Origin of the sequence: Massilia sp., from assembly GCF_031995545.1 — a bacterium.
Classification (GTDB): domain Bacteria; phylum Pseudomonadota; class Gammaproteobacteria; order Burkholderiales; family Burkholderiaceae_D; genus Telluria.
The window spans coordinates 47,930-61,552 of sequence record NZ_DAMAGA010000024.1 but is presented as its reverse complement, the minus strand read 5'-3'; the positions used below and the strand labels follow the sequence as shown (position 1 = coordinate 61,552).

At 67.8% G+C, this 13,623-nt stretch carries 19 protein-coding genes; 18 read left to right on the top strand and 1 reads right to left on the bottom strand.

Annotation, left to right across the window (positions count from 1 at the left end; genetic code table 11):
* Window position 1: 1 nt before the first annotated feature.
* The 11 genes from fliD (at window position 2) to RTQ83_RS16290 (ending at window position 7,939) form a co-directional block, all read left to right on the top strand.
* Complete coding sequence (gene fliD / locus RTQ83_RS16340; protein ID WP_312516727.1) at window positions 2–1,390, top strand: flagellar filament capping protein FliD; 1,389 nt, start codon at window positions 2–4, stop codon at window positions 1,388–1,390.
* A gap of 19 nt (window positions 1,391–1,409) precedes the next feature.
* Window positions 1,410–1,799: a flagellar export chaperone FliS gene (gene fliS / locus RTQ83_RS16335; RefSeq protein WP_312516725.1), complete on the top strand. Its 390-nt coding sequence runs from the start codon at window positions 1,410–1,412 to the stop codon at window positions 1,797–1,799.
* The gene (locus RTQ83_RS16330; RefSeq protein WP_312516723.1) at window positions 1,792–2,115 is read left to right on the top strand and encodes a hypothetical protein; all 324 of its coding nucleotides are present in this window, start codon (window positions 1,792–1,794) and stop codon (window positions 2,113–2,115) included. The genes fliS and RTQ83_RS16330 overlap by 8 nt, the downstream gene beginning before the upstream one ends.
* The gene (locus tag RTQ83_RS16325; protein ID WP_312516721.1) at window positions 2,112–3,326 is read left to right on the top strand and encodes a flagellar hook-length control protein FliK; all 1,215 of its coding nucleotides are present in this window, start codon (window positions 2,112–2,114) and stop codon (window positions 3,324–3,326) included. The genes RTQ83_RS16330 and RTQ83_RS16325 overlap by 4 nt, the downstream gene beginning before the upstream one ends.
* A gap of 7 nt (window positions 3,327–3,333) precedes the next feature.
* Window positions 3,334–3,786 carry a flagellar basal body-associated FliL family protein gene (gene fliL / locus RTQ83_RS16320; RefSeq protein ID WP_312516719.1) on the top strand — a complete coding sequence of 151 codons (453 nt, stop codon included), beginning with the start codon at window positions 3,334–3,336 and terminating at the stop codon, window positions 3,784–3,786.
* 22 nt (window positions 3,787–3,808) lie between these two features.
* Window positions 3,809–4,537 carry a FliA/WhiG family RNA polymerase sigma factor gene (locus RTQ83_RS16315; protein WP_312516763.1) on the top strand — a complete coding sequence of 243 codons (729 nt, stop codon included), beginning with the start codon at window positions 3,809–3,811 and terminating at the stop codon, window positions 4,535–4,537.
* Between the two features lie 64 nt (window positions 4,538–4,601).
* The gene (motA, locus tag RTQ83_RS16310) at window positions 4,602–5,513 is read left to right on the top strand and encodes a flagellar motor stator protein MotA (RefSeq protein ID WP_312516717.1); all 912 of its coding nucleotides are present in this window, start codon (window positions 4,602–4,604) and stop codon (window positions 5,511–5,513) included.
* Between the two features lie 3 nt (window positions 5,514–5,516).
* Window positions 5,517–6,470, top strand: a complete 954-nt coding sequence (locus RTQ83_RS16305) for a flagellar motor protein MotB (RefSeq protein ID WP_312516715.1) — start codon at window positions 5,517–5,519, stop codon at window positions 6,468–6,470.
* 29 nt (window positions 6,471–6,499) lie between these two features.
* Window positions 6,500–6,778, top strand: coding sequence for a flagellar biosynthesis anti-sigma factor FlgM (flgM, locus tag RTQ83_RS16300; protein WP_312516713.1), 279 nt, complete (start codon window positions 6,500–6,502; stop codon window positions 6,776–6,778).
* A gap of 2 nt (window positions 6,779–6,780) precedes the next feature.
* The gene (flgN, locus tag RTQ83_RS16295; protein ID WP_312516711.1) at window positions 6,781–7,209 is read left to right on the top strand and encodes a flagellar export chaperone FlgN; all 429 of its coding nucleotides are present in this window, start codon (window positions 6,781–6,783) and stop codon (window positions 7,207–7,209) included.
* Entirely contained in the window at window positions 7,196–7,939 is a 744-nt protein-coding gene (locus tag RTQ83_RS16290) for a glucosaminidase domain-containing protein (protein WP_312516710.1), read from the top strand. Before flgN ends, RTQ83_RS16290 begins: the two co-directional genes overlap by 14 nt.
* A 4-nt stretch (window positions 7,940–7,943) precedes the next feature.
* Here RTQ83_RS16290 and flgA read toward each other — a convergent pair whose 3' ends face one another.
* The gene (flgA, locus tag RTQ83_RS16285; protein ID WP_312516708.1) at window positions 7,944–8,618 is read right to left on the bottom strand and encodes a flagellar basal body P-ring formation chaperone FlgA; all 675 of its coding nucleotides are present in this window, start codon (window positions 8,616–8,618) and stop codon (window positions 7,944–7,946) included.
* A 113-nt stretch (window positions 8,619–8,731) separates the two neighbouring features.
* Here flgA and flgB point away from each other — a divergent pair, with 113 nt between their 5' ends.
* The 7 genes from flgB to flgH are packed head-to-tail and all read left to right on the top strand — an operon-like array spanning window position 8,732 to window position 13,617.
* Window positions 8,732–9,091 (top strand): flagellar basal body rod protein FlgB, encoded by a 360-nt coding sequence (gene flgB / locus RTQ83_RS16280; protein ID WP_312516706.1) that lies wholly within the window; start codon window positions 8,732–8,734, stop codon window positions 9,089–9,091.
* 9 nt (window positions 9,092–9,100) lie between these two features.
* The gene (flgC, locus tag RTQ83_RS16275) at window positions 9,101–9,505 is read left to right on the top strand and encodes a flagellar basal body rod protein FlgC (protein WP_312516704.1); all 405 of its coding nucleotides are present in this window, start codon (window positions 9,101–9,103) and stop codon (window positions 9,503–9,505) included.
* Window positions 9,506–9,507: 2 nt separating this feature from the next.
* A complete protein-coding gene (locus RTQ83_RS16270; RefSeq protein WP_312516702.1) occupies window positions 9,508–10,209 on the top strand; it encodes a flagellar hook capping FlgD N-terminal domain-containing protein in 702 nt (233 codons plus the stop codon).
* 11 nt (window positions 10,210–10,220) lie between these two features.
* Entirely contained in the window at window positions 10,221–11,405 is a 1,185-nt protein-coding gene (locus tag RTQ83_RS16265) for a flagellar hook-basal body complex protein (protein WP_312516700.1), read from the top strand.
* 13 nt (window positions 11,406–11,418) lie between these two features.
* Window positions 11,419–12,144, top strand: a complete 726-nt coding sequence (locus RTQ83_RS16260; RefSeq protein WP_312516698.1) for a flagellar basal body rod protein FlgF — start codon at window positions 11,419–11,421, stop codon at window positions 12,142–12,144.
* A 37-nt stretch (window positions 12,145–12,181) separates the two neighbouring features.
* Complete coding sequence (gene flgG, locus RTQ83_RS16255; protein WP_312516696.1) at window positions 12,182–12,967, top strand: flagellar basal-body rod protein FlgG; 786 nt, start codon at window positions 12,182–12,184, stop codon at window positions 12,965–12,967.
* The gene (gene flgH, locus RTQ83_RS16250; protein WP_312516694.1) at window positions 12,967–13,617 is read left to right on the top strand and encodes a flagellar basal body L-ring protein FlgH; all 651 of its coding nucleotides are present in this window, start codon (window positions 12,967–12,969) and stop codon (window positions 13,615–13,617) included. The genes flgG and flgH overlap by 1 nt, the downstream gene beginning before the upstream one ends.
* Window positions 13,618–13,623: the final 6 nt, after the last annotated feature.

Below are 13,623 nucleotides of genomic sequence, written 5' to 3'. Positions count from 1 at the left end.
GATGGCAAGCGCAATTACCGCCCCGACCTACGACCCGACCACCACCGCCGCGGCGCTGGCCGAGAAGTACACGGCCCCGCGCCAGCAGATCATCAACGCCCAGGGCACGGTGGCCACCGCCACCGAGCGCGGTCTGACCGACCTGACCTCGGCGCTGAGCGCGTTCCAGACCAGCCTGGCCTCGCTCAGCGTCGGCAAGACCGTGTATGCGCAAAGCGCGGTGTTCGGCGACACCGGCATCGGCAGCGCCAGCGCCGGCCCCACCGCGGCGGCCGGCACCTACTCCTTCTTCGTCAAGCAACTGGCCACCGCCAGCCAGGTCTCCTACACCGGCCTGAGCGACAACAGCGGCGTCGGCGGCACCCTCAAGATCCGCATGGGCGGCATCGATGCCTTCGAGATCAACATGAGCGCCGCCAATGCCGATGGCAACGCATTGACCACGCGCGAGCTGGCTGCCGCGATCAACGGCGCCGCCGGCAACGCCGGCAAGGTCACTGCTTCGATCGTCACCACCGGCAACACCACTGAACTGGTGCTGACGGCAAAAGATACCGGCGCCGCCGGCGCGATCACGCTCGACACCAGCGGCATCACCGGCAACTCGAGCCTGGCCCAGGCCAACCTGGACGCCACGCGCCGGCGCACGCTTGTCGCGGCCCAGGACGCCGAGATCCGCATCGGTTCCGAAACCGGCACCGCGATTACCCAGGCCAGCAACACCTTCACCAACATCGACGGCGTGAAGATGACCTTCACTAGGGCACAGGCCAGCGGGGCCGCCCCGGTCACCCTGACGGTGGCCCCGGACACCACCGGCACCACCGCCAATGTGCAGGCCTTCGTGGACGCATTCAACAAGCTCAAGGCCGCGCTCAACAAGCTGACCGACCCGGGTGACCCGTCCAAGGGCGTGGCCGGTGGTACCTTCTCGCACGACAGCGGCATCCGCGCCCTGAACACTCGCCTCAACGCCCTGCTGCGCCCCGGCGGCGGCGAGTCGCTAGCCAGCTACGGCATCACCGCCACCCGCGAAGGCACGCTCGAGCTGCGCTCCGAGCGCCTGCTGGCCCAGCTGGCGCGCAGTCCGAACGGCCTTGACGGCCTGCTGGGCAGCGCCACAAAGAGCGCGCCGAGCGGCATCGCCGGCGCCCTCAACAGCTACCTGGACACCTGGAGCAGCAGCGTCGACGGCCAGATCAAGCAGCGCAAGGAAGCTGTCAGCGACCTGCAGTCGACCCTGACCGAGCGCCAGGCCACCCTCGACCAGCAGTACGACTCGGCCTACCAGCGCTACCTGCTCCAGTTCACCAAGCTACAGACTTTGCAGAGCACCATGAACACTAACGTCTCACTGTTCGACGCCCTGTTCGGCAGCGACAAAGACTGATCACGAAGAACCATACGTCATGTCCTATCAAGAAGCCTACGGCGAATACCACGCCGTCAACCTGGACGCGCAGACCTCGCGCGCCTCGCCGGTGGAACTGGTCCTGCTGCTCACCGACGGCCTGCTCGACGAGCTGGCGCGCGCGCGCGCCCACATCGAAGCGCGCCGCTACGAGCAGAAAGCGGCCAGCATCGACAAGTGCGTCGAGATCATCAACGGCCTTTCCAGCTCGCTCGACTTCGAGTCGGGCGGCGAGACCGTCGCCAACCTGGCGCGCATCTACGAATTCTGCGCCAACCACCTGAACGGCGCCGGCATCAAGCTCGATCCGACCATGGTCGACGAAGTGATCCGCATCCTGAGCACCATCCGCCAGGGCTGGAAAGGCGTCCAGGAACGCAATGGATAGAACCCGCATCATCGACCGGCTGGGGCAACAGCTCGACGCGCGCCTGCAGGAAGCGGGCAAGCAGTCCGACTGGACCCTGCTCGAACCGAGCGTACGCGAACTGGCGCCGCAATTGCAGGCGCTGGCCGCACGCGGCCCGTGGAGCGGCGCCGAACGCGCCGCACTGGCGCGCCTGCGCGCGGCGCACGAACGCGCCGCCCAGGGTTGCGCCCAGGCCGCCGCCGGCATCGCCGCACGCCTGGACGAAATGCGCAGCAACAAGGAAGGCTGGATGGCCTACGCCCTCGCGGGCGAACACGATATGGACCGACCATGACTCTTTCGATGAACAGCGTTTCGATGAACACCACCATGAACACGATCGGCCAGAACGCCGTCACAGCCGGCGCCGCGCCCACGCCTGACGCCGGCGTGCCGGCCACCGACACGCTGGTGGCCGGCGCCCTGCCCGCCGCCGCCGCCGCCGCCGCGGTGCTGCCGTTCCAGCAGTGGATCGGCCTCGCCCCGGCCCTGCCCGACGCCGACGCACAAGCGCCGGCCGATCCGCCGGCCGCCGCCAACGACGCCGAAGCACCGGATACACCCGAGACGGCGGAGCAGCCGGCCGACGCCGTGCTGCTGGGCGCCATGTCTGCGCCGCTGATGCCGGCCGGCCTGCCGTCGGCGCTGCCGGCCATGATGATGGCGATGCCGGGCGTGAAAACGACGACCGCCCGGGATGCCGGTGCCAATGCGGCGGCGCAGGCGGCACCGGTCATTGGCGCCGTGGCGTTAGCACCGACCAGTACCGTCCCGGCGAGTACCCCGGCTGCGAACGCAGCCGCGCTGACAGACATCGCTCCGGTGGCCGCAGCGCGCGCCGACGCCGCACCCTTGACGCAGGCGCAACCGGCCGCCGCGGCAACGGCCGCCGCGGCAAAGTCGAACGCCGCCGCCGTGCCTGCCGCCGCCGTATCAGGCGATGCAACGAGCGCCGACAGCGCCGCCGCCGACGTGACGCCGACCGGCAGCACCGTCGGCGTCGCCGCCAGCCAGCCGTCCGCCGCACGCGGCGCCGACAGCGTGGCGCTCTCGGGTCCACCGGCCGCATGGCGCCAGACCCTGCACGAAGCACTGGGCGAGCGCCTGCAGCTGCAGGCCGGTCGTGGCATCGAGCAGGCCACGATCCGCCTCGAGCCGCCGATGCTGGGCCGGATCGACATCGCGATCCGCCACAGCGCCGGCAACCTGGAAGTGCACATCGCCGCCACCAACGGCGAAGTGCTGCGCCAGCTGAACACGGTGAGCGACGCCCTGCGCAGCGACCTGGCCGGACGCCAGTACAGCAACGTCTCGGTCAGCGTCAGCGAGACGCCACGCGCCCAGGCCACCGCCCAAGCCGGCAGCCAGCCGGGCCAGAATGGCCAGCCGAACACCGATGCGCAAGGCCGCGGCCGCCAGCCGGGCCAGGAGCAACGCAGCCCGGGCCTGGCCCTGAACGATGCCGGCGACGCCGGTTCCCTCTTTTCCATGAATGGACGCGACTGAACCACCCATGAAAGCAAAACTGATCATCGCATTCGCCGGCGTCGCGCTGGCGGCAGCGGCCGCCGCGGGCGGCGCCATGTGGTACATGAAGCCGGCCCCGGCGGCTGGCGTGGTAGCGGCCAAGCCGGCCCCGGAAAAGTCGCTGACCAAGTACGTCACCCTGGACAAGGTGATCGTCATGCTGCGCCGCGCCCCGAGCGAACAGGCGGCGCATTACCTGTCGGTCGACCTGGTGCTGGCCACTTCGCCGGAAGAAGAAAAGACGACCAAGGAACACTTGCCGCTGCTGCGCAGCATCGCCGTCTCGGCGCTGTCGGCGCGCACCCTGGCGGAAGCGTCGAGCATGACGGTCGACCAGTACGCGGCCGAGCTGAACAAGACGTTCAACGCCAGCTACGAAAAGGAAAACCACGTGAAGCCGTTTACCGAAGTCATGATCGGCAAGCTGATCATCGAGTGATGCGGGACGCCACGTGGCCTACATGACCGATTACCTCGACCCCGCCGCCGCCGAATACGGCGAAGCGGCCGCCAGCGCCGGCATGAGCCCGGCCGAAGAGGGGCGCCACCTGGTGGCGTATGCCCCGCTGGTCAAGCGCATCGCGCGCCAGCTGGCCAGCCAGGCGTCGGGCGCGCTGGGACGCGAGGACCTGGAGCAGATCGGCCTGATGGGACTGCTGGAAGCGCTGCGCCGCTACGGCGCACCGGACACCGGCTTTTCCAGCTACGCCGCGCTGCGCGTGCGAGGTGCGATCCTGGACGAGCTGCGCCGCCAGGACTGGCGTCCGCGCGCGGTGCGCCAGGACAGCCACCGCCAGCGCGACGCCCTGCGCGCCCTGACGCGCAAGCTGGGGCGCGAGCCGAGCGAGAAGGAAGCGGCACAGGCGCTGGGCCTCACTGCCGAGGAATACAACCAGTATCTGCTGGACGACAGCGCCGAAGAGATGCTGAGCTTTGACGAAGTGCTGCAGGAAGCGGTCAGCGAAGCGCACAGCAGCCCCGGTCCCGAGGAAGGCTACCTGATGCGGCGCAGCCTGGAACAGGTGCTGGGCAGCCTCAACGAAAAGGAGGGGCGCGTGATCCAGATGATCTACGAGTTCGAACTGAGCTACAAGGAAATCGCCGCCGTGCTCGACCTGTCCGACGCCCGTGTCTGCCAGCTGAACAAGAGCGCGCTGGCCAAGATGAAAGCCGCGCTGCAAGGCAGCTGAGCCGGTCCGACCAACAACAGAAACAGCAGAACCAACAGAACCACCGCCAGAAAGGCTTGACATCATGCAGCAATTACTTGGAATCGCCATCGTGCTTGGCTGCGTCTTCGGGGGCTTTACCCTGATGGGCGGCACCTTCGCGTCGATCTTCCACCCGGTCGAACTCCTGATCATCGGTGGCGCCGCCCTCGGCGCCCTGGTGCTGGGCAATCCCAAACACGTGCTGGCCGAACTGGGCCACCAGTTGAAGAAAGTTGCCACGCGTAAGAAACACGATTCGGAATTCCAGCGCCAGCTGCTGCTCTTGATGTACGAACTGCTGCAGACCGCCGCCGGCGGCCTGAAGGCGCTCGACGCCCACGTCGAAGCACCGAGCGAAAGCCCGCTGTTCCAGCGCTACCCGCGCATCCTGGAAGAGCCGAAGCTGCTGGCCTTCATCGTCGACAACTTCCGCCTGATGGCGATGGGCAAGATCAACGCCCACGAACTGGAAGGCGTGCTGGAGCAGGAACTGGAAGCGATCCACGAAGAGCTGACCCAGCCGGCCAAGTCGCTGCAGAAGATCGCTGAGGCGATGCCGGGCTTCGGCATCCTGGCCGCGGTGCTGGGCATCGTGATGGCCATGTACTCGGTCTCGGGCGGCGCCGGTTCGGGCGAGATCGCCGAAAAGATCGGCGCGGCGATGGTCGGCACCTTCATCGGCATCTTCTTCTGCTACGGGCTGCTGGAGCCGCTGGCCAACATGATGAAGCAGAACGTCAATTCGGAAGCCTCGACCATGGAAACCGTGAAGGTGGTGCTGTGCACCCACGTGGCCGGCAAGCCGGCGCTGCTGGCGATCGACGCCGGGCGGCGCCTGATCCAGCTCAATACCAAGCCGAGCTTCTCGCAGCTGGAACAATGGATCAATGCCATGGGTGGCGAAGACGAATCGCAGAACAAGCGGCGCCGTACGGGCGACCGCATGACGGGGTAACACGTGTCGAAGGCCAACGACAAACACGAATCGACCATCGTCAAGCGCGGCGGCGGCAAGCACCAGCACGACGAGCACGGCGGCGCCTGGAAGGTGGCGTTCGCCGACTTCTGCCTGGCGCTGATGGCGCTGTTCCTGGTGCTGTGGCTGATCGCCACGCGCGAGCAGCAGAACCTGGAACAGATCGTCCGCGACGCCAACAACAGCGGCATGCTCGAAGGCCAGGGCCAGAAGCCGGCCATCGCCACCGAACAGAGCGGCAGCCTGATCGAACGCTTCGCCGTGCCGCGCACCGGCAACGGCGGCAGCGGCGACCCGGGCAGCCCGAGCGCGCCGAAAGTCGCCTACGAAACCCCGGCCGACCTGGCCGCGCTGTCGCGCGCGCTGACCGAGCTGTCGAGCAGCGCCGGCCTGGCTTCGAACCTGGGCACCGTGGTCACCCCCTACGGCCTGCGCGTGATGCTGCACGATACCGACAAGCAGGGCATGTTCATGCGCGGCAGCGCGCTGCCGACCGACCGCTTCGCCAGCCTGCTGCAAAAGATGGGCCCGCTGTTCGCGCAGATGCGCAACCAGATGCTGATCGTCGGCCATACCGATTCCAGCCGCTACGCGCGCGCCGACAAGGGCGGCTATTCCAACTGGACGCTGTCGACCGACCGCGCCCATGCCGCCCGCGCGCGCCTGCTGGCCGGCGGCATGGAAAGCAGCACCGTGCTGCAGGTGGTCGGCATGGCCGACCGCGGCCCGCTGCATCCGGAAACGCCGCTCGACGGCCGCAACCGCCGTATCGAACTGCTGATCCTGACCACCGCCCAGTCGCGCGCCGTGGCAGCCATGTTCGGCGCGCCCGGCGCCCAGGCCAATCCGACGGCGCTCGGCAACGGCGCCAGCGTCGTCCTGCCGGACGCCGCGGCGCTGGACACACTGCGCGGCCAACTGCCGACCACACCATGACGATCCAATCGAAATCCCGAGGTAACCGCATGAAGATTACGGGTTCCCCAGTCTCCGCCGCCAACGTCGGCGCCGCGCGCGTCGATGTGCCGGCCGCGGGCGACGCCGCAGCGAGCTCTCCTGCCGCCGCGGCCCCGGCCGCGCTGCAGTCCGAAGTCCTGAAGCCGGCCGCCGAAGCGCTGCGCGCCATGCCCGACTTCGACGCTGCCCGCGTGGCCGAGCTGCGCGATGCGCTGGCGCGCGGCGAGTTGCCGTTCGACCCGGCCCGCCTGGCCGGCCTGATCCAGAAATTCCACGGAGGACGCTGAGCATGGCGACCCTGACCCGCCAGCAGGCCAACGCCCTGCTCGCCAACGGCGTGCAGCTCGACCTGCGCGAAGCCGGCGCCGTGCACGCGCTGCTGGAGCAGCAGTTCGAGGCCGCCGTGCGCCACCGCAGCGCGGAGCTGTCGACGCTGGCCGAACAGCTCGAACCGCTCTTGGAGGGCATGGAAGCGCGCCGCAAGCAGCGCGTGTCGCTGGTGCGCGCCCTGGTCGGCGCCCAGGGCACGATGGCGGATTATTTCGCCACCCTGCAGCCGGCGCCGCGCGCAACGCTTGAAAACGCCTGGGGTGAACTGGAACGCATCGTACGCGACTGCAAGCACGCCACCACCCGCAACGGCAGCCTGCTGGCCGAGCAGTACTCCGTGATGCAGCGCGTGCTGCACGGCGAGGAACATATCTATGCGCCACGTTGATTTCACCATCCCGTCGATCACGCCGACGGCAGCCACCAGCGCCACCCGTCCGACCGCAGCCAACGATAATGGCGAAGGCTTCGGCCGCATGTTCAGCGAGCTGCAGGGCGAAGTGGCGCAGTTCATCCAAAACGGCGACAGCGGCACCACCGCCGCAAGCAGCCTGAATGCCGAAGGCGCCCTGCTGCGTGCCCGCGCCAGCGGTCTGCTGGACGGCGAACTGCAAGGGCTCGAGGGCGTGCCGGCAGGCAGCGTCGCCAACACCCCCGCGCAGCAGGCTTTCCTGGACCGCATCGCGCCGTGGGCGCAGCAGGCTGCCGCCAGACTGGGCGTGGCACCGGAACTGGTGTCGGCGCACGCGGCGCTGGAATCGGGCTGGGGCCAGCGCCCTTTGCGCACCGACGACGGCGCCAGCACCCACAACCTGTTCGGCATCAAGGCAGGTTCCAACTGGGACGGCGCCACCAGCGATGCCGCGACCACCGAATACGTGGGCGGCGCAGCGCTGAAAACGCGCGAACGCTTCCGCGCCTATCCGGACGCGGCCAGCGCCTTCGACGATTACGCACGCATGCTGCTGGAAAATCCGCGCTACCGCGGCGCCCTGAATACGGGCAGCGATGCCCATGCCTTCGCCCAGGGACTGGCACGCGGCGGCTACGCCACCGATCCGGGCTACGCCGCCAAGCTGGCCAAGGTGGCGGCCAGCCTCAAGGGCAGCGCCGATTGAATTCTTATTCGCCGAGCGGCAGGTCGGCCGGCTGCACCGCGCCGGCGCCGAGCACGCGCATGCGCACGATCTGGCCGCTGGCACTGTTACGCACCCGCACCACGGCGCCGCGCGCGCCGGCGTCGAGCGCCTCGCCCGCCATGCTCACTTCGATGCCGTCGTGGCTGGCCTGCATGGTCACCTGGTCGCCGCGCTTGACCGCGATCGGCGCGGTCAGCTGGCTGGTGCGCAGGATTTCGCCCGCGCGCAGGCTGCGCCGGCTGCTCTGGCCGACGGCCGCGTCGAGCATGCCGACCGGGTCGGCGACGTTGGTGACGTCGCGCCGTTCCAGCGCGACGTCGGCATCGCTCAGCGACTGGTTGACGGAGACCGGCGCTGCCGTCACCGCCACCAGCGCCGAGATACGCGCGCGCACCGTGAAATCGTGGCGCCAGCCGCGTCCGTCCGGGCAGCGCGCGGCGAAGCGCATGCGTGCCGGCTGGCGCGTATCGAGCGCTTCGACCGTCGGCGCCACCGTGCAGGCCGGGGCCGGACGCGCACTCACCACGGACAGTTCGAACTGCGGTTCGCCCAGTCCGCTCGCCGCCGCTTGGCGCTCGAGCTCGTCGCGCGCCGCTTGTTCTACCTGCGACTCTATCTTTGCGGAAAGAGTTTGCGCCGACCATGCTGTAGTGCACAAGAGACAGGTTACAATAGTAACTGTTGCCTTACGGAAAGCAATCATTGGAGAATACGGGTGGGGCGAAAAAACCCATTCTACCCGTTCACACCCGAGTTCACGGAGAAACGCCCATGTCGATTAATTTCAAAGAAGCCCTTGGCGTGCACGCCGACGCGCTGCAACTGCGCGCCGAACGTACCCGCGTGCTGGCCGCGAACATCGCCAACGAAAGCACGCCCGGCTACACCGCGCGCGACCTCGACTTCGCGTCCATGCTGCAGGAACGGATCGATGCCGAGGACGGCTTGCCGACCCTGTCGGAAGATGGTCCGCTGTACCGCGTGCCGTACCAGCCGAGCGCCGACGGCAACACCGTCGAAATCGGCGTGGAGCAAGCCGCCTTCTCGCAGAACGCCTCCGACTTCCAGACCAGCCTGACCTTCATCAACATGAAGCTGCGCGGCCTGAACAAAGCCATCACCGGCCAATAAGGATAAAGAATGGGTTTCAAGGACATCTCCCAGATCGCTGGTTCGGCCATGGCCGCCCAGACCGTGCGCATGAACACGATCGCCAGTAACCTGGCCAACGCCAATGCGGTGGCCACCAGCGAAGCCGAAGGCTACCGCGCACGTAAACCAGTGTTCGCCGCCCTGCTCGGCGACGAAGGCGTGGCACGGGTCCAGGTGCTGGACGTGGTGCAATCAAACGAGCCGCTGCGCCGCGCCCACGAGCCCGACAATCCGCTGGCCGACGCCGACGGCATGGTGTACTACACCAATGTCAACGAAGTGGCCGAGATGGCCGACATGATGGCCGCCTCGCGCGCCTTCGAGACCAACGTCGAAGTCATGGGCCGCATCAAGTCGATGCAGGCTTCGCTGCTGAAATTGGGAGAAGGCTGATCATGGTCACCGCCACCAATGCCATCGGCCTCAACGGCAACACCACGAGCACGCTCAGCGACCAGGTCACCCCGAGCTCGACCCCGGTCAGCGACAACAAGGACATGTTCACCAAGCTGCTGGTGGCCCAGATCCGCAACCAGGATCCGCTGGCCCCGTCCGACCCGAGCGAATTCGTCAACCAGCTGTCGCAGCTGTCGCAGACCGAAGCGCTGCAGAACCTGACCACGACCACCGCCGCCAGCGCCGGCGTGCTGCAAAGCCTGCAGGTGCTGGCGATGGGCGCGCAGGTCGGCTCCGATGTCTCGGTCGCCACCAGCCGCGTGCAGCTCGACGGCGCGGCGCTGTCGGGCACCGTCCAGCTGGGCGGCGCCAGCACCCTGACCCACCTGGTGCTGACCGATGTCGCCGGCAAGCAGACCCGGATCGAACTGCCGCCGCACGGCGCCGGCGCCCAGTCGTTCACGCTCGACCCGGCTGCGCTCGGTCTGCCGGCCGGCAAGTACAGCATCGCCGCCGAAGCCTCGGACGGCACCAAGCCGGGCATCGAGATCGACGGCCGCCTGCAAAGCGTACGCCTGGCCTCGTCGGGCGCGATCGTGATGCAGGTGTCCGGCGTCGGCGAAGTCGAGCCGGGCCTGATCACCGGATTCAACGGCAAGACCACTCCCGCCGCGCTGGCGGCCATGTCCACGGAAAACTGAAAGGATTCCCCATGAGCTTCAATATCGCCCTGTCGGGCATCCAGGCCATCAACGAGCAACTCAACGCGCTGTCGAACAACATCGCCAACGCCGGCACCTATGGTTTCAAGAGCAGCCGCGCCAACTTCGCGTCGGTATATGCCGGTACCCAGGCCAACGGCGTGGAAGTGTCGTCGCTGACCCAGAACATCGGCCAGAACGGCAGCCTCTCGACCACCGGCCGCAGCATGGATGCGGCGATCCAGGGCCGCGGCTTCTTCACCAGCCGCGACGCCCAGGGCGTGATCTCGTACTCGCGCGTGGGCATCTTCTCGACCAATGCCGACGGCTACCTGGTCGACGCCACCGGCAAGAACGTGCAGGGTTACGGCCCGAGCGTGGGCGGCGTGCTGGGCGTGATGGGCGACATCCAGATTCCGACCGGCCAGATTCCGGCCGAGGCCAGCACCAAGGTCACCTACACCGGCAATGTATCGAATGACTGGACCAATCCGACCGTTACGCCGTTCAACAAAGACAACCAGGCCAGCTACAACATGGTCAAGCAGTCGGTGGCCTACGATTCGCTCGGCACCCAGCACACCGTGTCGCAATATTTCGTGCGCACCAGCCCGACCGCCGTCAGCGTCTACTACAGCGTCGATGGCGGCGCCACCGGCGCGGCGCATGTGCTGAACTTCGAGAACAACGGTCAGCTGGCCGCCGCTTCGGCCACCGGCCCGGCCGTCACCCTGACCCCGGCCGGCGCCGCGCCGCTGTCGGTCACCTTCGACTACACCGGCACCACCAAGTTCGCCGGCGAAGCCACCACCACCACCAACCGCAGCAACGGCTACGCCTCGGGCACCTTCGTGGGCGTCGAACTGGCCGAAGACGGTTCGATCGTCGCCAAGTACAGCAACGAGCAGCAGCAGGTGGTCGGCACCGTCGCCATCGCCACCTTCCCCGACGAAGGCAGCCTGGTGCCGGTCAGCGACACCGCATGGATCGCCAACAGCGCTTCCGGCGCGCCGCTGTACACCACCCCGGGCGTGGGCCTGGGCGGCAAGCTGTCAAAAGGCACGCTGGAAGGCTCGAACGTCGACATCACCTCGGAACTGGTCGGCCTGATGACCTCGCAGCGCAACTACCAGGCCAACTCGAAGGTGATCACCGCCGAGAACCAGATGATGCAGTCGCTGATGCAAGCGCTGTAAGCGGAAGACCTGCATGGACAAGCTGATCTTCACCGCCGTCAGCGGCGCCGAACGCACCCTTCGCGCGCAGCAGGTACGCGCCAACAACCTGGCCAACGCCGACACCCCGGGATTTCGCGCCAACATCGAGCTGGCCTCGGTGCAAGCCATGTCCGGCTACGGCTACGACGACGTGCACCTGTCGCGTACCGAGGCCGACGCCATCTCGACCCGCACCGGCACCGTGCGCGACACCGGCCGCGCGCTCGACGTCGCGGTCGGCGGCAACGGCTACCTGGCGGTGGAGTGGAACGACGGCGAAGCCTATACCCGCGCCGGCGCCATCGAGATCGATGCGCAAGGAGCCCTGAGCGTCAACGGCCGCCCGCTGCTGGGCGAAGGCGGCCCGATCGTGCTGCCGGCCCACACCGCGGTCGACATCGCCCCGGACGGCACCATCTCCATCATGCCGGAAGGCGCAACCCTGACCCAGGTGGTGGACCGCCTGCGCCTGGTCAGTGCCGACGGCGCCGATCTGTCCAAGAACGAAGCCGGCCTGATCGTGTCGAGGAACGGCGACCCGCTGGCGGCCGACCAGAACATCACGGTGCGCAGCCGCGCGCTGGAAGGCAGCAATGTGTCGGCGGTCGAAGAAATGGTCGCGGTGATGAGCCTGAACCGCAGCTTCGAGATGCAGATGAAGATGTTCAAGGCCAGCGACAGCATGAACGAAAGCGGCAACCGCCTGCTCGGCGCGTAACTCGGCAGATGAGCCAACCACACCCAAAGGAACCCTCATGAATCCAGCAATGTGGATCAGCAAGACCGGCGTGCAGGCGCAAGACGCCAAGCTGCAGGCGATCGCCAACAACCTGGCCAACGTCAATACCGTCGGCTTCAAGCGCGACCGCGTCGTGTTCGAAGACCTGTTCTACCAGGTCGACGCCCAGCCGGGCGCGCAAAACGCCGACAACACCGTCAGCAACGGCGTCCAGCTCGGCAACGGCGTGCGCGTGGTCGGCACCCAGAAGGCCTTCACCAACGGCAGCCTGCAAACCACCAGCCAGCCGCTCGACGTCGCGATCTCGGGCGCCGGCTTCCTGCAGGTGCGCCGTCCCAACGGCGACCCGGCGTTCACCCGCGCCGGCCAGCTGCAGGTCGATGCCAACGGCACCCTGACCAATGCCCAGGGCTTGCCGCTGGTGCCGCAGATCACGATCCCGCAAAACGCCAGCGCTGTCACCATCGGCGAAAACGGCATGGTCTCGGTCACCATCCCGGGCCAGGCCGCTCCGCAGGAAGTCGGCCAATTGAACCTGACCGCCTTCATCAACCCGGCCGGCCTCTTGGCACTGGGCGACAACCTGTTCCAGGAAACCGCCGCCAGCGGCGCGCCCAACGAAGGCCGTCCGGGCGACGCCGCCTTCGGCAAGCTGAAACAGGGCGCGCTGGAAGGCTCGAACGTGCAGGTGGTCGAAGAGATGGTCGACATGATCGCGGCCCAGCGCACCTACGAGATGAACACCAAGGTGCTGTCGGCGGCCGACAATATGCTGCAATACCTGGCGCAGGCGGCGCGTTGATGAAAGCCTTCGCTGCCGCGCTCTGCGTCCTGGTCCTGACCGGCTGTGCCTCGCGCGCGCCGGTCGCCATGCACGACGACGACGACGCCATGCCGCTGCAGCGCATGACGCGCGGCGGCGTCTCGGGCGGCGTGTTCACCGCCGATACCGTGTCATTGACGTCCGACAGCCGCGCCTACCGCGTCGGCGACGCCGTCACCGTGATCCTGCAAGAGACCACCCAGGCCAGCAAGCGCGCCGGCACCAGCATCTCCAAGGGTTCGTCGGTCGGCATCACGCCGCTGGCGGCGCTGGGCAAGGTGTACGACAAGGCGGCGATCGACATCTCGGCCGACCGCGACTTCCAGGGCGACGCCACCAGCACCCAGCAGAACGCCCTGTCCGGCGCGCTGACCGTGATCGTGCAGGAAGTGCTGCCCAACGGCTTGCTGCGCGTGGCCGGCGAAAAGAACCTGATGCTGAACCAGGGCGAGGAATTCGTGCGCCTGAAAGGTTTCGTGCGCGCCGCCGACATCGACGCCGACAACCGCATCTCCTCGCTGCGCGTGGCCAATGCGCGCATCGCCTATTCGGCGCGCGGCGCGCTGGCCGAAGCCAACACCCCGGGCTGGCTGACGCGCTTCTTCAACAGCCCCCTGATGCCGTTCTGAGGACTG

Coding starts and splice junctions, on each gene's coding strand:
- RTQ83_RS16270 (WP_312516702.1), top strand. CDS start 9,508: ATGGTCACCGCCACCAATGCCATCGGCCTCAACGGCAACACCACGAGC.
- RTQ83_RS16315 (WP_312516763.1), top strand. CDS start 3,809: ATGACCGATTACCTCGACCCCGCCGCCGCCGAATACGGCGAAGCGGCC.
- RTQ83_RS16260 (WP_312516698.1), top strand. CDS start 11,419: ATGGACAAGCTGATCTTCACCGCCGTCAGCGGCGCCGAACGCACCCTT.
- RTQ83_RS16290 (WP_312516710.1), top strand. CDS start 7,196: ATGCGCCACGTTGATTTCACCATCCCGTCGATCACGCCGACGGCAGCC.
- flgN (WP_312516711.1), top strand. CDS start 6,781: ATGGCGACCCTGACCCGCCAGCAGGCCAACGCCCTGCTCGCCAACGGC.
- flgC (WP_312516704.1), top strand. CDS start 9,101: ATGGGTTTCAAGGACATCTCCCAGATCGCTGGTTCGGCCATGGCCGCC.
- flgG (WP_312516696.1), top strand. CDS start 12,182: ATGAATCCAGCAATGTGGATCAGCAAGACCGGCGTGCAGGCGCAAGAC.
- flgH (WP_312516694.1), top strand. CDS start 12,967: ATGAAAGCCTTCGCTGCCGCGCTCTGCGTCCTGGTCCTGACCGGCTGT.
- fliD (WP_312516727.1), top strand. CDS start 2: ATGGCAAGCGCAATTACCGCCCCGACCTACGACCCGACCACCACCGCC.
- flgB (WP_312516706.1), top strand. CDS start 8,732: ATGTCGATTAATTTCAAAGAAGCCCTTGGCGTGCACGCCGACGCGCTG.
- RTQ83_RS16325 (WP_312516721.1), top strand. CDS start 2,112: ATGACTCTTTCGATGAACAGCGTTTCGATGAACACCACCATGAACACG.
- fliL (WP_312516719.1), top strand. CDS start 3,334: ATGAAAGCAAAACTGATCATCGCATTCGCCGGCGTCGCGCTGGCGGCA.
- motA (WP_312516717.1), top strand. CDS start 4,602: ATGCAGCAATTACTTGGAATCGCCATCGTGCTTGGCTGCGTCTTCGGG.
- flgM (WP_312516713.1), top strand. CDS start 6,500: ATGAAGATTACGGGTTCCCCAGTCTCCGCCGCCAACGTCGGCGCCGCG.
- RTQ83_RS16330 (WP_312516723.1), top strand. CDS start 1,792: ATGGATAGAACCCGCATCATCGACCGGCTGGGGCAACAGCTCGACGCG.
- RTQ83_RS16265 (WP_312516700.1), top strand. CDS start 10,221: ATGAGCTTCAATATCGCCCTGTCGGGCATCCAGGCCATCAACGAGCAA.
- fliS (WP_312516725.1), top strand. CDS start 1,410: ATGTCCTATCAAGAAGCCTACGGCGAATACCACGCCGTCAACCTGGAC.